Genomic DNA, 21,005 nt, shown 5'->3' with positions numbered 1-21,005 from the left:
TTCAGCCCCCCGAACGCGGCTGACACAAGTCGGGGCGCTGGACCTGGAGGGCGTCACAAACCCCGCGAACGGCATCGCGCACCCGTCGTCCGCGCCCCTCCAGCGTCATGCTCGAGACCTCCTGATACAGCGGATCACGGCGCTCGAACAGCTCCTGAAGCTTGGCCCGTGGGTCTGCCACCTCGTTCAGCAGGGGGCGTTTGCGATTGCGGCGCGTGCGCCGGAACTGCTCGTCCACCGGGACGCGCAGGTAGATCACGAAGTGCTGACTCAAGAGATCGCGGTTCTCCGGGCGCTCGACGATCCCGCCGCCCGTGGCGATGACCACTCCATCGCGCTCCAGCAGCGATTGCAGCATCGCCGACTCGCGCTTGCGAAAACCCGCCTCGCCCTCGAACTCGAAGATCGTGGGGATATCCACGCCGGTACGCCGCTGGATCTCCTGATCGGTGTCGAAGAACGGGCGCCGCAGCAGCCCCGCCAGCCCGCGCCCAATCGTGCTTTTGCCGGCCCCCATGGGCCCTACCAGGACAATGTTCTGCATGGCGGCAAGGCTACTGGCCTCGCTGGACAAAGAAAAGCCGGGGACAGGCCCCGGCTTTTCGACCGTCGTGCATCCAGGTGTCAGTCAAGGACGCGCGGCGTCACGAAGATCAGCAGCTCGGCCTTGGTATTCTCCGTGGAACGGTTGCGGAAGAGATTCCCCAGGAACGGGATGTCCCCGAAGAACGGGACCTTCTCGAGGTTGGTGCGGCTGTCGATCTCGTACACGCCGCCCAGCACCACCGTCTCGCCGTTGCCGACAAAGACCTGGGTCTCTACCTCGCGTTTGTTGATCCCTGGCACGCCCAGGATCACGCGCTGGCTTGGCTCGTCCTTCGTCACCTTGATGTCGAGGATCACATTGCCGTTCGGCGTGATCTGCGGGGTCACCTCGGTGGACAGCACCGCCTCGATGAACTGGGTGGAGGTCGCACCGGAGGCAGTGGCCTCCTGGAACGGGATCTCTTCACCCTGCTTGATAGTCGCCGTCTGACCATTGGCCGTGATTACACGCGGACTGGAGATGATCTCACCACGACCCTCGACCTGCAGGGCCGAAAGTTCGAGATCAAGCAGTACACCGCTGCGCAGGAGACTAATCCCGGCTCGCCCTGCATCGCCACTAGCCGGCAGCGAGCTGTTCAGGCGGTCACCGATCGCGATACCCCCCAAACCGGCGGTAGAAGCATCCCGGGCCGCATCCGCGCCCTCGATGGAACCCGCGCCACCGACTCGAGTACGGCGATCCCCCCGCGTTCCGGAGATGCCGAAGCGTGCACCCAACTCGCGGTTGAAGGTGTCCTCCGCAATAACGATGCGGGTCTCGATCAGCACCTGCTGCACGGGCACATCGAGCGTCTGCACCAGACGGCGTACATCCTCGATACGGGTCTGGGTGTCCTGCACCAGCAGGGTGTTGGTACGGCTATCGATGGTGATGCTGCCGCGATCGGACAGGAACTGGCCGGTCTCGTCGCCACGAATCAGCGATGCGATCTGCTCGGCCTGGGCGAAGTTGATCTGAACGAACTCGGTGCGCAGCGGCTCCAGTTCCTGGCGGTCGCGCTGCGCCTCCAGCTCCAGACGCTCGCGTGCCGCGATTTCCTCGCTCGGGGCCACATAGAGCACGTTACCGTCCATGCGCTTGTCCAGCCCACGCGAGCGCAGGATGATGTCCAGCGCCTGATCCCAGGGCACGTTGTTCAGGCGCAGGGTGATATTACCCCCCACGGTGTCGCTGACCACGATGTTGAGATCGGTAAAGTCGGCCAGCAACTGCAGGACCGAGCGCACCTCGATGTCCTGGAAGTTCAGCGACAGACGCTCGCCCTCGAACTGTTCTTCCTCCCGGCGGCGTGCCTCGCGTTCCGCCTCGGTAATCGGTGCCACCTCGAGCACAAAGCGGCGATCGCTCTGGTAGGACAGAACCTCGTATTCACCATGCGCGCCCACTTCCATACGCACACGCTCACGCTCGGCGACGGTATCGATGGTGCGAACCGGTGTGGCGAAATCGAGCACGTCCAGCCGGCGCTCCAGGGATTCGTCCACCCGGGCGCGCGGGAAGGTCAGCTCAACCTTGCCTGCCTGTTCGCGCACATTGACCTCGGCACCGGAACGCGACAGGTCGATCTCGACTCGGCCTTCGCCCTCGGAACCGCGACGAAAATCGATGCCGGTAATCTCGACCGGGCGCGCACTGCGCGTCGCCCGCTCGGAGGGCTCGCCGGCCCGGTCAACCACCTGCTGCACATCGCTGTCGGCCTCGGAAACCCCGCGCCCGAGCGTCAGGATCAGGTTGTTGCCCTCCACCCGGGTCTGATATTCGGAGGGCTGAGTCAGGTTCAGCACCACCCGCGTGCGATCGCCCGATTCGACTGCCGTAGCGGTCAACAGCGGCCCCACATTGAGATCCGTTTCGCGGCTGCGCAGCGCGTTCCCGGCGTTCGGAAGATCCAGCGCAATGCGTGGCGGGGAGTCAATGGCGAAGGCCCGAACATCTTCGGGTGGTGTCCCGGAGAAACGCAGATTCACCTGCACGCGATCACCACTGATGCTGGCCGCCCGAATCTCTTCCAGTTCGGTCGCCGCCACCCCCTGCGAAACCATGAAAAGCACGATCGCCATCACGGTGCCCGCCAGCGCGCGCATGGAAGAACCCATGTGTAGTCCCCTGTAGTTGTTGCCGGTATTGCGGCCCATTCGGTTCATCATTGTTCTGCTCCCCCGACCGCTAGTCGGCCAGCGCCACGGAGTTTTCGCGTTCCACGTACCCGCCGAAGGCATCCGGGACCACCTCGACCAGCTTCACCCGGGTGGCAGTGATCTCGACGATACGGCCGTGGTTTTCGCCCATGTAATTGCCCACTGTCACGCGCTGAATACCCCGATCGGGGGTACGGACCAGGGCATAACGCACCTCGTCCTGCTCCAGCGATCCCACCATCCGCAGGGAATCCAGCGGGAAACTTTCGAGGAATTCGCGTGGGCGATCGGGGTCGATCTCGGCATCGCCGGGCTCGCCCTCGGCTACCGCCAGGCTGGGCTGCGCGATCACGGTGGAATCGAACGGCGAGCGGGTGTGCCCCGGGTACAGATAGGGCTCGTGCGGCTCCAGCGTCGGAATCGGATCGATGCCACTACCCGGGCGCTCGTTGATTTCCGCGATGTAGCGCTCCAGGTCACTCTTGTCCTGGGCACACCCCGACAACCCCAATGTAGCCATCAGGCCGAGCGCGAGGGCCGCCGTCAGGGATCGCTGTGCAGGAGTCCGCATCAGTGATCCTCCAGGTAGCGATAGGTGCGCGCAGTGGCATCCATCAACAGGTCGTTATCCGAGTTGCCCCGACGAATGTGCATATCGTGCATGGTCACCACCCGCGGAAGCGCGGAGGTACCACTGACGAATTCGGCCAGCTCCTCGTAGTCGCCCCGCACCCGCAAACGGATCGGCACCTCGGCATAGAAGTCCCGGCGGTTCTCCCCGCGCGGTTCGAACAGTTCGATCTCGAGCCCGGCCTGCAGACCCGTCTGCGAGATATCCACCAGGAGACTGGGAATTTCTGCAGAACTGGGCAGCAACTCCAGCAGCGAGGCGAACATACGCTCCATCTCTTCGAGTTGTTCCTCGTAGGCCCCGAGATTCGCGGCTCGCTGCTGCTTGTCCTCGAATTCGGCGCGCAGTTGCTCTTCGCGATTCTCGGCGCGTTCCAGATCGGTGCGCTGATCGCCGATAAAGAAGTAATAGGACAGCCCCAGGATGACCAGAACGATGACGACCAGGATCAGGGCCTTTACGGCCCAGGATGCCTCGCCGATATTGTTGAAGTCGATCTCGTTGAGTTCCTTGATGTTCATCAGGAATCCTCCTCGATATCCGACGGCCGCGTCTGGTTGGCGTCCAGGCGGAAATCACGCACCTGGAGGCGCCCTTCTTCGCGCGTCTCGATGATCTGCAAGTTCGAGTCGGACAACCATGGCGAGGCATCGATGCGGCGCATCAAGGCCGAGATCCGGGTATTGGACTCGGAACGACCCGTCAGGCGGATGCGCTCGCCTTCCTGGCGCACCTCGTTGAGATAGGTGCCGTCCGGCAACGTCTCCACCAACTGATCGAACAGATGCACCGCCTCCGGGCGGCGCGCCTGCAGGGTCTGGATGACCTCCATCCGCGCGATCAGGGCCTGGCGCTGCTCGTCCAGGTCGCGGATGCGGGCAATCTTGCGATCCAGCTCGCGGATTTCGCGCTCCAGCATCTGGTTGCGCGACTGCTGGTGGTCGATCAGCGCATTCATGAAGGTATGCCCGGTGAACGCCAGCAGCACGCCCACCACGAGCGCGCCACCCAGCGCGCCGAAGAATTGCTTGCGCCGCTGCTCACGGGCCTTCTCGCGCCAGGGGAGGAGGTTGATGTAGATCATCCGGCGTACCCCCTGATGGACAGACCACAGGCGGTCAGCAACGCGGGGGCATCATTGGCGAAGCGCTGCTGATTGACACGGCGGGAAAGCGCCATGCCGCGAAACGGGTTGGCAATGGAAACCGGGGTTCCGGAACTTTCCTCGAGCATTTCGTCGACACCCGCAATCGCCGCACAGCCGCCACCGAGCAGGATATGGTCGATCGAATCCTGCGGGCGGGTGACGTAGAAGTACTGCAGCAGCCGCTGGATCTGGTCCATCATCGTCTGCTTGAACGGCTCGAGGATATTGCTGACGTAATCGGCCGGAAGGTCGCCGCTCATTTTGGCGGAGCCCGCCTCCTGATAGTTCATGCTGTAGCGACGCATGATCTCTTCGGTGAGCATGCGCCCGCCAAAATTCTGCTCGCGGGTATAGATTACGCCCTCGGTCTGGCTGACCACATAGACCGCCGTCACCGAGGAGCCGACATCGACGATGGCGACGATGGGCTTGTTCTGGCGGTCGGGGATCTGCTCGACCAGGCGTGAGGAGGCATGCTCGATCGAGTAGGCCTCGACATCCACCAGTTCGGGGGTCAACTTGGCGGATTCGGCGATCGCCACTCGCGATTCGACGTTCTCGCGCCGCGAGGCGACAACCAGGACGTCAACCAACTGAGGGTTCTTTTCGTTCTTGCCAAGAACCTGGAAATCGAGGTTGACCTCTTCCAGGGTGTAGGGAATGTACTGATCGGCCTCGACGAACACCTGGCCCTCGAGCTCGCTGTCGCTGAGGGTGGAGGACATCTGGATGGTCTTGGTAATGACAGCCGAGGACGGGACGGCCATCGCACACTGTTTGAGCCGGGTGCCGGAACGCTTCACCGCACGGGCAAGCGCATTCCCCACCGCCTCGGTGTCCTGGCAGACCTTGTCCACCATCACACCATCCGGCAGCGGTTCCACCGCAAAGGCTTCGACCCGGTAACCCTTACCTTGGCGGGCCAGCTCCAGCACCTTTACGGCGGCCGAACTGACATCCACGCCCAGCAGTCCCTGCTTGCCCTTTCCGAGACTCAGCACACATCCCCCTGTATACCCCAATGAAAGTAACTGGTAGCGTTACAATCAAGTATGCTAGCTCGTTCACAATATACACTCCGAAATCCGGGTTGCAAGTTGCTTTGAAAGCTGATTCTTAACTTGGCCCCACTTTTTTTACAGTCATGAAGCCGATTCTCAAGATTTTTGCGGCGTTGCTGGCCCTGGTCCTGGCGGCCGGAATCGGCGTATCCGCGGCCATTGCGGCCCTTTACGTGCACTACGCCCCCACCCTCCCCGAGGCGGAGGCTGTGCGCGACGTTCGCCTGCAAACTCCGCTACAGGTCCGCACCGCGGATGGCCTGCTGATGGGCGAATTCGCCGAAGAGCGGCGTATCCCCCTGCCCATTGAAGAAATCCCCGAGCAAGTGCGCCAGGCCTTTATCGCGGCCGAGGACGAACGGTTCTACGATCACCCCGGGGTCGACATCGTCGGCCTGGCAAGGGCGGCCATCAATGAGATTTCCACGCGCGGCGATCGCAGCCAGGGTGGGTCCACCATCACCATGCAGCTGGCGCGCAACGTCTTTCTGACACGCGACCGCACCTACGAGCGCAAACTGCGCGAGATCTTCCTGGCCATTCGCATGGAACAGGAAATGACCAAGGACGAGATCCTGGAGCTGTACCTGAACAAGATCTATCTGGGCCAGCGCGCCTACGGGATCGAGGCCGCGGCACGGGTCTACTTTGACCGCTCGGTCGACGAGCTGGAACTGGACGAGATCGCCGTCCTGGCAGCGCTGCCCAAGGCCCCCTCCACAACCAACCCCGTCGCCAGCGCCCAGCGTGCCGAGATTCGCCGCAATTACGTATTGCGTCGCATGTTCGATACCGGCGCGATCAGCGAGTCGGAATACGAGGAGGCCATCGCCCGACCGGTATCATCCGAACGGCACGTGGCCGCGACCGAGGTCGATGCCCACTGGGTGGCAGAGGCGGCCCGCCAGATCGTCTTCAACCTCTGGGGCGAGGATGCCTATCGACGCGGCCTGCAGGTCCATACATCCATCGACTCCCGTTACCAGGAAGCGGCCAACCAGGCCTTGCGCGAGGGCCTGCTGGAATACGACGAGCGCCACGGTTATCGCGGACCCGAGGATCAACTGAGCGACGAAACCATGGCCGACGCCGAATCGCGCATGCGCGCCCTGAAGGCACAGGGCGTTCATGGGCGCCTGCTGTTTCCCGTGGTTGTGATGGAACGCGAGGAAGACGGCACGCTGCAGGTGGACGGCGGCAAGATCGGTGAACTCGTGGTCGAACCCCGCGACCAGCAGTGGGCACGCAACCCCGAGTTCGAACGGGGTGACGTGATCCGCGTCCGACCCTACACCGATGGACGCTGGCGTCTGGCGCAAAAACCGGAAGTGACGGGCGCAGTCATCGCCCAGTCGCCCAAGGACGGGGCCATTGTTGCCCTGGCCGGGGGATTCGACTTCTTCGAGAACCGGTACGACCGGAGCACCCAGGCGCAGCGCCAGCCGGGCTCCGCATTCAAGCCGCTGGTGTACGCGCTGGCGCTACAGGAAGGCTATCGCCCGGAAGGGATGCTGGTGGACGCACCAATGGTCTTCGACGATCCCGCGCTGGGGGCCGAGTGGCGCCCGCAGAACTATTCCCGCCAGTTCCAGGGCGAGATGAGTATGCGCGATGCCCTGGCCCAGTCGCGCAACCTCGCGTCGATCCGCCTGCTCAACAGCCTGGGCCCGCAGCGCGTGCATGAACAATTGCCACGCTTTGGTCTGGACCCGGACAAACACCCGAGTAACCTGTCGATGGTGCTCGGTACCGGGGCAGTTACGCCCCTGCAGCTAAACAATGCCTATGGCGTGTTCGCCTCCGGCGGCAAGCTGCACAGCCCGTGGATCATCACCCGCATCGAGACCGGCGACGGCGAGGTCCTCTATCAAGCGCCGACCGAACGCGCCTGCCCGTCGCCTTGCGAAAACCCGCCCGGCCAGGACCTGTACCTGAATGCCAGCGGGGGGCCACTGCAGTACACCGACCCGGCCCAGGTGCTGGATCCGGGGGCTGCCTGGCAGATGAGCAGCATGCTGGGGCATGTAATCACCGCCGGTACCGGGCGTCAGGCGCAGCAGCTGGGGCGCTCGGACCTGGCGGGCAAGACCGGCACCACCAACAGCTATCGCGATGCCTGGTTCTCCGGATTCAACGCCGATATTGTGGCCACCGCCTGGGTCGGTTTCGACGACAACCGCGAGCTGGGCCGGCGCGAAAGCGGTGGACGCACGGCGCTCCCGCTCTGGGTACGATTTATGGACTCGGTGCTGACCGATGCACCGGAGCGTCCCGTGGAGCGGCCGGATGACCTGCAGCGGGTTGCAATCCTGCCCGACGGCCGTCGTGCACCAAGCGAGGAGACCCCGGGGGCCAACATCCAGTGGCTGATCCCGCAACAGGTACCGGAACGCGGCCAGGCACCCTCAGGCCCCAGCGGGGAGAACGGCCAGAGCCCACCCGAATCGGTGTTCTGATGAATCCTTCCCGCATACGCCAGGAACTGGCACAGGAGGCCGCGCGGATCCTGCTGGACGACGGAATTCGCGATTTCGCGCTGGCCAAGCGCAAGGCAGCGGAGCATCTGGGTATCGAAGCCCGCCACGAGATGCCGGGCAATGCCGAGATCCAGGCGGCCGCCATCGAACGCAGTCGGCTGTTCGCAACGGACGCCAGCCGCCAGGCCTACCGCGAGCGCCTGGAGGCGGCGCGGATCGTAATGGAGCGGCTGGCGGAGCTGGAACCGCGCCTGGTCGGTCCGCTGCTGGACGGGATCGTCGAGCGCCAGCCCCTGGTCAACCTACACGCGTTTGCGGAAACCGTGGAGGAGGTCATCCTCGACCTGGGCGAACGCGGCATCCGCTGCCAGACAGGTGAACGCCGCTACCGCAGCCGCCAAGGGCGCGAGCAGCGGGTACCGTTTCTGAGTTTTCGCGGGCCGAATGACACGGACATCGAGCTGACCGTATTCCCGCTGGATGGACTGCGCCAGGCGCCGCCGTCGCCGGTGGACGGCAAGCCCATGGCCCGCGCGGGTCGCGCGGACGTGGACAGACTGCTGGACGCCGCAAACACCGACGCAGCACAGGCCGACGCGTCCTGACGCCAGGGAGACGGCGCCTTAAGGAGACGCCGACTCAATCGCGGCGGTAGGAGGTGACCGTCTCGACCAGGGTCGCAACCCGGTCCGGGTCAATGCCCGGATGGATCCCGTGCCCGAGGTTAAAGACGTGACCGGTGTCCCGGTCGAACCCGTCCAGCACCCGCAGGGCCTCCTCGCGCACCACTGCGTCCGGCGCGTACAGCACCGACGGATCCAGGTTCCCCTGTAGTGCCACACGGTCCCCGACGCGACGGCTGGCCTCGCCAATCTCGATCGTCCAGTCCAGCCCCAGCGCATCGGCACCGGTCTCGGCCTGCGCCTCGAGCCAGGCATCGCCACCCTTGGTAAACAGCGTAACCGGCACGCGGCGGCCGTCGTGGTCCCGGATCAGACCATCGACAATGCGCTGCATGTAGGCCAGCGAGAACTCGCGATAGCCGCGCGGCGTGAGCGACCCACCCCAGGTATCGAAGACCATCACGGCCTGTGCCCCGGCGCGAATCTGCGCGTTCAGGTATTCAGTAACGGCGCTGGCGACCTTCTGCAGCAGCGCATGCATCGCCTGCGGCTCGCCGTACATCAGCCGCTTGGTTTCGGCGAAGTCACGCGAGCCCTGACCCTCCACCATATAGGTGGCCAGCGTCCACGGGCTGCCGGCAAAGCCGATCAACGGGACTTCGCCATTCAGCTCGCGCCGGATCAGGCGCACCGCGTCCATCACATAACGCAGTTCCTGCTCCGGATCGGGCACCGGCAGGTTCTCGATCGCCTCGAGCGAACGGATCGGGTCGCGAAAGCGCGGACCCTCGCCGGTCTCGAAATAAAGCCCCAGGCCCATCGCATCCGGGATGGTCAGGATGTCCGAGAACAGGATCGCCGCATCCAGCGGGAATCGGCGCAGCGGCTGCATCGTGACTTCGCAGGCCAACTCCGGATTCTGGCACAGGCTCATGAAGCTACCGGCCTGGGCGCGGGTCTCGCGGTACTCCGGCAGGTAGCGTCCGGCCTGGCGCATGATCCAGATCGGCGGGCGGTCCACGGGCTCGCGCAGCAACGCACGCAGCAGGCGGTCATTCTTCAGGGTCTGGGACATCGAAAGGCTCAAACGCCGAGATATTCAAGGATGCCTTCGGCGGCCTCGCGGCCCTCGAAGACAGCGGTTACGACCAGGTCCGAGCCGCGCACCATGTCGCCGCCGGCAAAGACCTTCGGGTTGCCGGTCTGAAAGGCGTGTGAGCCAACGGCCTGCACACGCCCGCCCTCGTCCACGCCGATCTTGAATTCGGCGAACCAGTCCGCCGGGGACGGACGGAACCCAAAGGCAATGAGCACGCGGTCGGCCGGGATTACGTGTTCGGAGCCCGGCACTGGCTCCGGACGGCGGCGGCCGCGCTCGTCCGGTGCGCCCATCTGGGTGCGCACCACCTTGACGCCCTCGACCTTGCCATCGCCTACGATCTCGACCGGCTGAACATTGAACTCGAACTGCACACCTTCCTCGCGCGCATGCACGACTTCCTTGCGCGAACCCGGCATGTTCTCCTCGTCGCGGCGATAGGCGCAGGTCACCGAGGCCGCGCCCTGACGGATCGAGGTACGGTTGCAGTCCATCGCGGTGTCGCCACCGCCGAGGACCACCACACGCTGGCCGGCCACGTCGATGAAACCATCTTCATCGTGCTCCCAGCCCATCACCTGACGGATGTTGGAAATCAGGAACGGCAGGGCCGGATACACCCCCGGCAAATCCTCGCCAGGGAAGCCGCCCTGCATCGCGGTGTACGTCCCCATGCCCAGGAATACGGCATCGTATTCCTCCAGCAGGGCGTCCATCTGGATATCGCGGCCGATCTCGGTGCTCAGGCGGAACTCAACGCCCATGCCCTCGAGGATCTCGCGGCGGGTGCGGATCACGTGCTTTTCGAGCTTGAACGGCGGGATACCGAAGGTCAGCAGACCGCCGATCTCCGGGTGACGGTCATACACCACCGCCTGCACGCCGTTACGCGCCAGGATATCGGCACAGCCCAACCCAGCTGGACCGGCGCCAATCACGGCCACGCGCTTGTCGGTCGGGGTGACGTCAGAGAGATCCGGACGCCAACCGGCCTTCAGGGCCTCGTCGGTAATGTACTTCTCCACCGAACCGATGGTGACCGCGCCGAAACCGTCGTTCAGCGTGCAGGCACCTTCGCACAGGCGATCCTGCGGGCAGACACGGCCGCAGACCTCGGGCAGGGAGTTGGTCTTGTGCGAGAGCTCGGCGGCGGCGAACAGGTTGCCCTCTTCCACCAGCTTCAGCCAGTTCGGGATGAAGTTGTGCACCGGGCACTTCCACTCGCAATACGGATTGCCGCAGGCCAGACAGCGGCCCGCCTGCTGCCCCGCGGTCGCCGGATCGAACTGACCGATGATCTCGCCAAATTCGTGGATACGAATCTCGGCGGGGGTCTTCTGAGGGTCCTGGCGCGGCAGGTCCAGGAACTGCATCGGATTGAAAGCCATGGATCACTCGCTCCGACGGGAACCGGCGGCATGACGCCTCGGGGTTCAACCGTTCATGCGTTCAGGAATGGATCGTTTCGCGCTTGAGCGCGTAACGGTCAGGCCAGCGCGGTACGGACCTTCTGACTGACGACGCCCATGTCCGCGCGGCCGAATACTCGGGGCTTGAGCACGCCCATCACCTTGCCCATGTCACTGGCGCCGGCGGCGCCGGTCTCGGCAATCGCCTCGCCGATCATCTGCTCCAGCTCGGCGTCGCCCAGCGGTTCGGGCATGTAGGCCTCGATCACCGTGATCTCGGCGGCCTCGCGCTCGGCCAGGTCCTCGCGACCACCCTTGCGGTACTGGTCGATGGAGTCGCGGCGCTGTTTGAGCATCCGGTTGAGGATCGCCAGCACCGTGTCGTCATCGGCCTCGCGCCGCTCGTCGACCTCGAACTGCGAGACCTCGGCCTGGATCAGACGCAACGCCCCAAGGCGCTCCTTCTCACGGGCCCTCATGGCCTGCTTCACGTCATCCTGCAAACGGGCCTTGAGCGACATCAAAGGGTCCTCGATCCGGGCCTGATGCCCGACAGACGATTCTACGTAAAGACGTTCAGTACAAACGCACCCGACGGGTCATGTCGCGGGAATTCTTCTTCAGCTGGCGCTTCACCGCTGCGGCGGCCTTGCGCTTGCGCTCGGTGGTCGGCTTTTCGTAATACTCGCGGCGGCGGACTTCCGCGACCACACCGGCCTTCTCACAGGTGCGCTTGAAACGGCGCAGGGCAACCTCGAAGGGCTCATTCTCGCGAACTCGTACGTGCGGCATACAATCTCCGGATGCGAATGCTGATTCGTCTACCAAAACAAAAACGCCACCCGAAACACTCCGGGCAGCCATGCAGAACTCCCTATGGTAATCCAACCGGCGCCATTTGCAAAAGTCCGTGAAACGATGCCCATCCTGACCGCGCACACGCTTACGCCCACAGCAGCACGCACGCTATGATGCCCCTGATGAACGCACCCGGCATGCAAAACCTGAACGTCGAGCTGGGCGAGCGCAGTTACCCTATCCGGATCGGACCGGGCCAGCTCGCCGCCGCCGACACCCTCCGCCCGGCGCTCGAGGGCCGCCGCGTGGCGGTGGTGACCAACACCACCGTGGGCCCGCTGTACGGCGAGGCTCTGCGCGAAACACTCGACCACTGCGAGATCGCTGGCGAGCCCCTCTGGATCGAGCTGCCCGATGGCGAGGCCCACAAGACCCTGGCCACAGTGGAATCGATCATCACCCGCCTGCTGGAGGCCCGGTTCGACCGGGGCAGCCGCATCGTCGCACTGGGCGGGGGTGTGGTGGGCGATATCGCGGGCTTCGCCGCTGCGATCTACCAGCGCGGGATCGACTTTGTGCAAGTCCCGACCACCCTGCTGGCCCAGGTCGACTCCTCGGTGGGCGGCAAGACCGGGGTCAACCACCCGCTGGGCAAGAACATGATCGGGGCCTTCCATCAGCCGCGCGCGGTGCTGGTCGACACCGACACCCTGAAGACACTGCCCGAGCGCGAGCTGCAGGCCGGACTCGCCGAGGTCATCAAGTACGGCCTGATCCGCGACGCCGAGTTCTTCGCCTGGCTGGAGGCGCATATCGACGAGCTGCGCGCCCTGGAACCCGAGGCGCTGGCCCGGGCCATCCACCGCTCCTGCGCCTGCAAGGCCGAGATCGTCGCCGCCGACGAACGCGAAGGCGGCATCCGCGCCCTGCTGAACCTGGGCCATACCTTCGGCCACGCGATCGAGGCCGGGATGGGCTACGGCGAATGGCTGCACGGTGAGGCCGTGGGCACGGGCATGGCAATGGCCGCGCGCATGTCGGAACGCATGGGCTGGTTGAGCCCGGCCGAGCGCGAACGCGCCGAGGCCCTGATCCAGCGCGCCGGCCTGGCACTGGATCCACCGGACCGCATGACCGCCGACCGTTTCCGCGAGCTGATGGCGATCGACAAGAAGGTCGCCAGCGGCCGCCTTCGCCTGGTGTTGCTGCGGGGGATCGGCGAGGCCGAGATCACCGACCAGTTCGACGTGTCGGCACTGGACGCGACCCTGCACGAGGGCGCCCGTGTCGCCTGAGGCCCTGGCCACCACACCCCGGGTCGACCGCGCCTCCGGGCTCGCGACTTACGCCGCCGACCCTGCGGCCTCGCGCGGCCGGGAACACACGGAAGCGCCACCACGCCACCGCAGCGCCTTCCAGCGTGATCGCGACCGCATCGTGCACTCCAGCGCGTTCCGCCGCCTGGAATACAAAACCCAGGTCTTCATCAGCCACGAAGGCGACCTGTTCCGCAACCGCCTGACCCACTCGCTGGAGGTCGCGCAGATCGGGCGCTCGATCGCGCGCGCGCTGCGCCTGAACGAGGACCTGGTCGAGGCCATCGCCCTCGCGCACGACCTCGGCCACACCCCGTTCGGCCATGCTGGCCAGCATGCCCTGAACGACTGCATGAAGGCGTATGGTGGCTTCGAGCACAACCTGCAGTCGCTGCGTATCGTCGACCTGCTGGAGCGCCACTATGCGGAATTCGACGGCCTCAACCTGACGTTCGAGACACGCGAGGGCATCCTCAAGCACTGCTCGCCGCAGCGCGCACGAGAACTGGGCGCGATTGGCGTGCGCTTTCTCGAGAAGCAGCAGCCCTCGCTGGAGGCGCAGCTGGCCAACGTGGCCGACGAGATCGCCTACAACAATCACGATGTCGACGATGGCCTGCGCTCCGGGCTGCTCGGCATGGACCAGTTGACGGAGGTCCGTCTGTTCCGCGAATGCCTGGAGGCGGTGCGCGCCCGCTACCCGGACCTCGAACCACGCCGGGTTCAGCATGAGACCGTTCGCCGCATGATCGACGCCCTGGTATCCGACCTGATCGAGAACAGCCAGGCCGCAATCGACCTCCATCAACTCCACACCCCGGACGACGTCCGCCAAGCCGGCCAGCCGCTGATCCGCTTCAGCCCGGAGATGGCCGACCAGGCGCACGAGCTGAAGGTCTTCCTGCGCGAGAACTTGTACCACCACCATCAGGTCCACGCGGTGATGCACAAGGCCCGCCAGCTGATTCAGGAACTGTTCGCCGCATTCGACTCCGAGCCGCGGCTGATGCCCGAGCACTTCCAGCGGCATGCCGAACAGATCGCCGAGGCCGACCCGAATGCGCCGCAGCGCGCAATTGCCGACTACATCGCGGGCATGACCGACCGCCACGCCATCCGTGAACACCACCGCCTGTTCGATCTGGGCACGCTGACCTGAGACTCAAACCCATGGCGCTCTCTGACCAATGTCTTAAACAGCTCGGCCTGCACACGGCTCCGTTCGACGAAACACCCGACGAACACTTCATCTACAGCGACCCGTTGCTGGACGGATTGCTCGAGTCGGCGCGCGCTGCCCTTGATACCCCAGGCGCCATCGTGATCATGACCGGCGAGAATGGCTCCGGACGCAGCCTGCAACTGATGCGTCTGCTGGCCATGCTGCCCGAACCCTTCGAGCTGATCGCCTTTCGCGCCCGCATCAATACCCAGTTCGAATCGGTGGATCACACCATTCGCAGCTATCTGCGCTCACAGAATGCAGACGACCCCGACCGCCCCCTGACCGAACTGCTGGCCGAGCGCGTTGCGATTGGCATGGACCCGGTCATCGCGATGGACGATGCCCATCTGGTGGGTACCGACATCGTGAACAATCTGATGCGCATGCGCAGCGAGGTGCTCGAATCGCAGGGGCGAGCGCCACGCGTAGTGCTGGTGGGCTCCAGTGGCCTGCTCCGCCGGCGCCTGTACCTGCCGGACCCGTCCGACGAGGATCAGGTCACGCGTGTCAACCTGCGCGCCTTCAACCTCGAACAGACGGCAGCCTACCTGCGTCACAGACTGCATGCAGCGGGTCTCGACGACCCGGAACGCCTGCTCGACCAGGACACGATTCACCACCTGCAAACCACCAGCCAGGGCCTGCCCGGCAACCTGAACCGCGAGGCCAATCAGGTCTTGGAACGCCATTGCCGCAGCGAGCGCCACGCCACCGGCGCGGCTGCCGCATCCTCGGCAGCGGGCACCGCTACTTCCGGCATCGCGCTGGGTGACGAAGCCGAACGCGAGGACGAATCGGCGGCCACGACATCCGAGGCGGCGGGTGTCACCCTGGACTCCGATGCCGAGCCCGATCGCGGAACCGACGTCGAACCGGTGCTACGCGCCCAGCGCGACGAGGACGAATTCACCCCGGCTGCCGAAGCCCTCACGCAAACAAGCGCCAGTGAGGAGCCAGAATGGCGGCCAGAGCCCGATTACGAACTCGAAGAACCCTCGCAAGAAAAACACGCCGCGCCCTTCTGGAACCAGCGCTGGTTCGTGCCGGCGGTCGCGGCCACAGTCGCGATTGGTATCGCTGCACCCGTCGCCATGCAACTGATGGACAGCCGCGAAACCGAGGCGGAGCAGGAGGTCGTCGAACTCCCGTTGCCCGAAACCCGACCCCCGGCATCCGAGGAGGAGGACGATCTTGTCGTCCCCGACCCTCTGGAGCATACCGGCGACACATTGACCAGCCCGGACATCGATCCCCTGCCCGGCCAGGAACGCCCAAGCGGTGACCCGATCGCCGGCATTGAGGCCGAGCCAGCCACCGAGCCGGAACCGACCGAACCCGCACCGGAGCCAGAACCGGAGCCAGAACCGGAGCCAGAACCCGAACCAGAGCCCGAGCCCGAGCCCGAACCGGAACCCGAGCCAGAGCCAGAGCCAGAGCCAGAGCCAGAGACGACGACCGAGGCCCTGGCCGACGAGGATGGTGACGGCGAGCGCCTGCGCGGCGATCTGGAGTGGCTGAGCAACCAGTCTTCCGATGCGTTCACCATCCAGCTGATCGCGGCACCGGACATGTCCACGGCCCGCAGCTATGCGGATCGCCACAATCTGGGTGGCATCCGCTACATCCCCACGCGCGTAAATAATCGCGACTTCGTGGTCGTGCTGGCCGGCTCATTCGCCAATCGAGACGCCGCCGAAGGCGCAGCCTCGGACCTGCCCGAAGCAGTACGCAACGAAGGCCCCTGGATCCGCTCCATCGGCTCGGTCCAGGGCGTGGCGCGCGAATAGGCAGGCCATCCCGGCACCCGCCCAACCCGCGTCGCCCCATGAGTACTTGACCGGCCCCGGTTTGCCGGGAGAATGACGGTTCGGCTATATTCCTGCGCCTTTTTCCGTGTTCTTTTCCAGCCTTACGCGCCGCGCCAAGCGCGCCGTGACCGGAGTTCACCGATGCGACAGAACCAACTGAACGGCACCCTCTACCGTCCCGAATTCGAGCGCGACAACTGCGGCTTCGGCCTCATTGCGCACATGGACGGCGTCGCCAGCCACTGGGTAGTGGACACCGCGATCAAGGCCCTGGAACGCATGACCCACCGCGGCGCGATCGCCGCCGACGGCAAGACCGGCGACGGCTGTGGGCTGCTGATGAAGACCCCCGAGGCCTTCCTGCGCACCTTGGCCGGCGAGGCCGGCATCGAACTGGCCGAGCGCTTCGCCGCTGGCATCGTGTTCATCAACCCGGAGAAGATCGCCGAGACCCGGGCCGCCGTGGAGAGCGCGATCGAGCGCGGCCCGCTGAAGCTTGCCGGCTGGCGCGAGGTGCCGATCAACGCGGAAGACGCCTGCGGGGCCGAAGCCCTGAAGAGCCAGCCGCACATCCTGCAGGTGTTCATCAACGCCCCCGCCGACATGGACGGCGACGACTTCGAGCGCGCGCTGTTCGTGGTGCGCCGTCGTGCCGAGATCGCGATGGGCGACGACCCGGTGTTCTACGTGCCGAGCCTGTCCGCGCGCGTGGTCTCCTACAAGGGCCTGGTGATGCCGGAAAACCTGCCGGTGCTCTACCGCGACCTGCAGCGCCCGGAGCTCGAGACCTCGATCTGCGTGTTCCACCAGCGCTTCTCCACCAACACCTTCCCGCAGTGGGGCCTGGCGCAGCCGTTCCGCTTCCTCGCCCACAACGGCGAGATCAACACCGTGCAGGGCAACCGCAACTGGGCGGTCGCGCGTCAGCACAAGTTCGCCACCGAGAAGCTGCCGGAACTGGCCGAGCTGGAGCCGCTGGTGAACCTGGAAGGCTCCGACTCGCAGAGCCTGGACAACATGCTGGAGGTCCTGCTGGCCGGCGGTATGGACCTGTTCCGCGCGATGCGCCTGCTGGTCCCGCCGGCGTGGCAGAACGTCGCGCACATGGACTCCGACCTGCGCGCCTTCTACGAATACAACTCCATGCACATGGAGCCCTGGGACGGCCCGGCCGGGATCGTACTGACCGACGGCCGCTACGCCGCCTGCACCCTGGACCGCAACGGCCTGCGCCCGGCCCGCTACGTGATCACCAAGGACCGCCACATCACCCTCGCCTCCGAGATTGGCGTGTATGACTACTCTCCCGAGGACGTGGTCGCCAAGGGCCGCCTGAAGCCCGGGCAGATGCTGGCCGTCGATACCGAATCGGGCGAGCTGCTCCATCCCGAGGACGTCGACCGCATCAACCGCACGCGCCAGCCCTACCGCCAGTGGCTGCGCGCCCACGTGAAACACCTGAAGAGCCAGCTGGACGACAACCAGCTGTTCTCCGGCGAGCCGATGCCGGCCGAGCGTCTGGAGACCTACGAGAAGCTGTTCGACGTGACCTTCGAGGAGCGCGACCAAATCCTGCGCGTGCTGGCCGAGGCCGGCCAGGAGGCCGTGGGCTCGATGGGTGACGACACCCCGTTCGCCGTGCTCTCCCGCCACACCCGCTCGCTGTACGACTACTTCCGCCAGCAGTTCGCCCAGGTCACCAACCCGGCGATCGATCCGCTGCGCGAGAGCATCGTGATGTCGCTGGAGACCTGCTTCGGCCGCGAGCAGAACCTGTTCGAGGAGACCCCGGACCACGCCCACCGTCTGGTGTCCGACTCCCCGGTGCTGTCCGAGGCCAAGTTCCGCGAGCTGTGCAACCAGACCGAGGACGCCTTCCGCGTCGAGCGCATGGACCTGAACTACGACGTCCACGCGCACTCGCTGGAAGACGCCCTGAAGACCCTGACCGAGCGCGCGGTCGACGCCGTGCGCGAAGGCGCCGTGGTGCTGGTGCTGTCCGATCGCGGCATCGACCCGGAACGCCGCCCGATCCCGGCCGCACTGGCCGTGGGCGCGGTGCATCACGCCCTGATCCGCGCTAAGCTGCGCACCGACGCCAACATCGTCGCCGAGACCGCCACCGTGCGCGACCCGCATCACTTCGCGGTCCTTCTCGGCTACGGCGCCACCGCGATCTATCCGTACCTGGCCTACTCGGCGCTGCACGGCATGTGCCAATCCGGCGAAATCCCGAACGCGGACCCGCTGACGCTGGCGCAGAACTACCGCCGCGGCATCAACAAGGGCCTGTTCAAGATTCTGTCGAAGATGGGCATCTCCACCATCGCCAGCTACCGCGGCGCGCAGCTGTTCGAAATCGTCGGCCTGGCCGACGAGGTCGTGGCCACCTGCTTCACCGGCACCACCAGCCGCATCAAGGGCACCCGCTTCGCCGATATCGAGGCGGACCTGGAGACGCTGTCCAAGCGTGCCTGGAATCCGCGCAAGAGCGCCGGCCAGGGCGGCCTGCTGAAATACGTCCATGGTGGCGAGTACCACGCCTACAACCCGGACGTGATCCAGACCCTGCACCGCGCCGTACAGTCCGGCGACTATGGCGTGTACCAGGAGTACGCAGCACTGGTAAACGAACGCCCGGTAACCGTGCTGCGCGACCTGCTGAAGGTCCGCGACGACATCGAGCCGATCGATATCGACGAAGTCGAGCCCGAGGCCGAGATCCTGCCGCGCTTCGACTCCGCCGGCATGAGCCTGGGCGCGCTGTCGCCGGAGGCCCATGAGGCCCTGGCCACGGGGATGAACCGCCTCGGCGGGCGCTCCAACTCCGGCGAGGGCGGCGAGGCCGTCTCCCGCTACGGCACCGAGCGCATGTCCAAGATCAAGCAGGTGGCCTCCGGCCGCTTCGGCGTGACCCCGCACTACCTGGTCAACGCCGAGGTGCTGCAGATCAAGGTCGCCCAGGGCGCGAAGCCCGGCGAGGGCGGCCAGTTGCCGGGCCACAAGGTCAACAAGATGATCGCGGAGCTGCGCTACTCGAATCCGGGCGTGGCCCTGATCTCGCCGCCGCCGCACCACGACATCTACTCCATCGAGGACCTGGCGCAGCTGATCTTCGACCTCAAGCAGGTCAATCCGGATGCGCTGGTCTCGGTGAAGCTGGTCTCCGAGGCCGGGGTCGGCACGATCGCCGCCGGCGTGGCCAAGGCCTACGCCGACCTGATCACCATCTCCGGCTACGACGGCGGCACCGGCGCCAGCCCGCTGACCTCGGTCAAGTACGCCGGCACCCCCTGGGAGCTGGGCCTGACCGAGACCCACGCGACCCTGCGCGGCAACGACCTGCGCGACAAGGTGCGCCTGCAGACCGACGGCGGCCTGAAGACCGGCCTCGACGTGATCAAGGCGGCGATCCTGGGTGCCGAGAGCTTCGGCTTCGGCACCGGCCCGATGGTCGCGCTGGGCTGCAAATACCTGCGCATCTGCCACCTGAACAACTGCGCAACGGGTGTCGCCACGCAGGACAAGGTGCTGCGCATGAACCACTTCATCGGCCTGCCCGAGATGGTCATGCACTACTTCCAGTTCGTCGCCCGCGAGACCCGCGAGTGGATGGCGAAGCTGGGCGTGCGCAGCCTGACGGACCTGATCGGCCGCACCGATCTGCTGGAGATCCTGCCGGGCGAGACGCCGAAGCAGCAGCACCTGGACCTGAACGGCCTGCTGGCCAGCGGCGACCTGGCCGACAAGCCGCGCTTCTGCAAGGAGCCGAAGAACGAGCCGTTCGACAAGGGCGAGCTGGCGGAAAAGATGGTCGCCGAGATGCTCGAGGCGATCGAGAACAAGGCCGGTGGCGAATACCGCTTCGACGTCGCCAATACCGACCGCTCGATCGGCGCGCGGCTGTCCGGCGAGATCGCCAAACGCCACGGCAACCAGGGCATGTCCGATGCCCCGATCACCGTGCGCATGAAAGGCACGGCCGGGCAGAGCTTCGGCGTCTGGAACGCCGGTGGCCTGCACCTGTACCTGGAAGGCGACGCCAACGACTACGTCGGCAAGGGCATGACCGGCGGCAAGCTGGTGATCCGCCCACCGGAAGGCTCGAACTTCGCCAGCCAGGACACCACCATCATGGGCAACACCTGCCTGTATGGCGCAACCGGCGGCAAGCTGTTCGCCGCCGGCCAGTGCGGCGAACGCTTCGGGGTGCGCAACTCCGGCGCGATCGCTGTGGTGGAAGGCATCGGCGATCACGGCTGCGAGTACATGACCGGCGGCGTGATGGTGGTGCTGGGCAACACCGGCATCAACTTCGGCGCGGGCATGACCGGCGGCTTCGCGTTCGTGCTGGACCGGGAGAACGACTTCCCGGACCGCATCAACAACGAGCTGATCGACCTGCACCGCCTCGACACCGAGGACATGGAGGCCCACCGCAACTACCTGGAGGAGCTCATCACGGAATTCGTGCACGAGACCGACAGTGACTGGGGCCGCGAAATCCTCGAGCAGTTCGACCACTACCAGGGCTCGTTCTGGCTGGTGAAGCCCAAGGCCTCCGAACTCCGGGGCCTGCTGGCCAACCTGCGCCAGGCCGCCTGACCCGCCACCCGGCGGAATGCAGATACGGGCCCCTGACGGGGCCCGTTTTGTTTTGACC

Annotated in this window: 16 protein-coding genes; 6 read left to right on the top strand and 10 right to left on the bottom strand. The window is 65.5% G+C overall.

The genetic code is table 11. From position 1 onward, the window contains the following. Position 1 precedes the first annotated feature (1 nt). The 6 genes from F623_RS0102815 to F623_RS0102790 all read right to left on the bottom strand — a co-directional run bounded on the left by F623_RS0102815 (position 2) and on the right by F623_RS0102790 (position 5,527). The gene (locus tag F623_RS0102815; RefSeq protein WP_018860813.1) at positions 2 to 544 is read right to left on the bottom strand and encodes a shikimate kinase; all 543 of its coding nucleotides are present in this window, start codon (positions 542 to 544) and stop codon (positions 2 to 4) included. An 80-nt stretch (positions 545 to 624) separates the two neighbouring features. Continuing rightward, the gene (gene pilQ / locus F623_RS0102810) at positions 625 to 2,745 is read right to left on the bottom strand and encodes a type IV pilus secretin PilQ (protein WP_018860814.1); all 2,121 of its coding nucleotides are present in this window, start codon (positions 2,743 to 2,745) and stop codon (positions 625 to 627) included. A gap of 31 nt (positions 2,746 to 2,776) precedes the next feature. Beyond that, on the bottom strand, positions 2,777 to 3,319 hold the full coding sequence (locus F623_RS0102805) for a pilus assembly protein PilP (protein WP_018860815.1): 543 nt from the start codon (positions 3,317 to 3,319) through the stop codon (positions 2,777 to 2,779). Next, positions 3,319 to 3,900, bottom strand: a complete 582-nt coding sequence (locus tag F623_RS0102800; protein WP_018860816.1) for a type 4a pilus biogenesis protein PilO — start codon at positions 3,898 to 3,900, stop codon at positions 3,319 to 3,321. Before F623_RS0102800 ends, F623_RS0102805 begins: the two co-directional genes overlap by 1 nt. After that, positions 3,900 to 4,463 carry a PilN domain-containing protein gene (locus F623_RS0102795; protein ID WP_018860817.1) on the bottom strand — a complete coding sequence of 188 codons (564 nt, stop codon included), beginning with the start codon at positions 4,461 to 4,463 and terminating at the stop codon, positions 3,900 to 3,902. Before F623_RS0102795 ends, F623_RS0102800 begins: the two co-directional genes overlap by 1 nt. Continuing rightward, positions 4,460 to 5,527, bottom strand: coding sequence for a pilus assembly protein PilM (locus tag F623_RS0102790; RefSeq protein ID WP_018860818.1), 1,068 nt, complete (start codon positions 5,525 to 5,527; stop codon positions 4,460 to 4,462). The genes F623_RS0102795 and F623_RS0102790 overlap by 4 nt, the downstream gene beginning before the upstream one ends. 143 nt (positions 5,528 to 5,670) lie before the next feature. Between F623_RS0102790 and F623_RS0102785 the strand changes: the two genes are divergently transcribed. Then, positions 5,671 to 8,043 carry a penicillin-binding protein 1A gene (locus F623_RS0102785; protein ID WP_018860819.1) on the top strand — a complete coding sequence of 791 codons (2,373 nt, stop codon included), beginning with the start codon at positions 5,671 to 5,673 and terminating at the stop codon, positions 8,041 to 8,043. Further along, complete coding sequence (locus F623_RS0102780; RefSeq protein ID WP_018860820.1) at positions 8,043 to 8,669, top strand: hypothetical protein; 627 nt, start codon at positions 8,043 to 8,045, stop codon at positions 8,667 to 8,669. Before F623_RS0102785 ends, F623_RS0102780 begins: the two co-directional genes overlap by 1 nt. Positions 8,670 to 8,703: 34 nt before the next feature. Here F623_RS0102780 and hemE read toward each other — a convergent pair whose 3' ends face one another. From hemE to rpsU, 4 genes are all read right to left on the bottom strand, one after another. Beyond that, positions 8,704 to 9,762, bottom strand: a complete 1,059-nt coding sequence (hemE, locus tag F623_RS0102775; protein ID WP_018860821.1) for a uroporphyrinogen decarboxylase — start codon at positions 9,760 to 9,762, stop codon at positions 8,704 to 8,706. Between the two features lie 8 nt (positions 9,763 to 9,770). Further along, complete coding sequence (locus F623_RS0102770) at positions 9,771 to 11,174, bottom strand: FAD-dependent oxidoreductase (protein ID WP_018860822.1); 1,404 nt, start codon at positions 11,172 to 11,174, stop codon at positions 9,771 to 9,773. 98 nt (positions 11,175 to 11,272) lie between these two features. Further along, complete coding sequence (locus F623_RS0102765; RefSeq protein ID WP_018860823.1) at positions 11,273 to 11,716, bottom strand: GatB/YqeY domain-containing protein; 444 nt, start codon at positions 11,714 to 11,716, stop codon at positions 11,273 to 11,275. A gap of 55 nt (positions 11,717 to 11,771) precedes the next feature. Beyond that, positions 11,772 to 11,987 (bottom strand): 30S ribosomal protein S21, encoded by a 216-nt coding sequence (gene rpsU, locus F623_RS0102760; RefSeq protein WP_012981683.1) that lies wholly within the window; start codon positions 11,985 to 11,987, stop codon positions 11,772 to 11,774. Between the two features lie 176 nt (positions 11,988 to 12,163). Here rpsU and aroB point away from each other — a divergent pair, with 176 nt between their 5' ends. The 4 genes from aroB (at position 12,164) to gltB (ending at position 20,947) form a co-directional block, all read left to right on the top strand. Next, positions 12,164 to 13,288, top strand: coding sequence for a 3-dehydroquinate synthase (aroB, locus tag F623_RS0102755; RefSeq protein WP_018860824.1), 1,125 nt, complete (start codon positions 12,164 to 12,166; stop codon positions 13,286 to 13,288). After that, positions 13,278 to 14,468 (top strand): deoxyguanosinetriphosphate triphosphohydrolase, encoded by a 1,191-nt coding sequence (locus tag F623_RS0102750; RefSeq protein ID WP_018860825.1) that lies wholly within the window; start codon positions 13,278 to 13,280, stop codon positions 14,466 to 14,468. Before aroB ends, F623_RS0102750 begins: the two co-directional genes overlap by 11 nt. Before the next feature lie 11 nt (positions 14,469 to 14,479). Next, on the top strand, positions 14,480 to 16,321 hold the full coding sequence (locus F623_RS0102745; RefSeq protein ID WP_026278590.1) for an SPOR domain-containing protein: 1,842 nt from the start codon (positions 14,480 to 14,482) through the stop codon (positions 16,319 to 16,321). A 162-nt stretch (positions 16,322 to 16,483) separates the two neighbouring features. Beyond that, positions 16,484 to 20,947 (top strand): glutamate synthase large subunit, encoded by a 4,464-nt coding sequence (gltB, locus tag F623_RS0102740; RefSeq protein ID WP_018860826.1) that lies wholly within the window; start codon positions 16,484 to 16,486, stop codon positions 20,945 to 20,947. Positions 20,948 to 21,005 lie beyond the last annotated feature (58 nt).

Source organism: Thioalkalivibrio sp. ALD1 (genome assembly GCF_000381245.1).
Lineage (GTDB): Bacteria > Pseudomonadota > Gammaproteobacteria > Ectothiorhodospirales > Ectothiorhodospiraceae > Thioalkalivibrio.
This window is presented reverse-complemented; position numbering and strand designations above follow the sequence as displayed.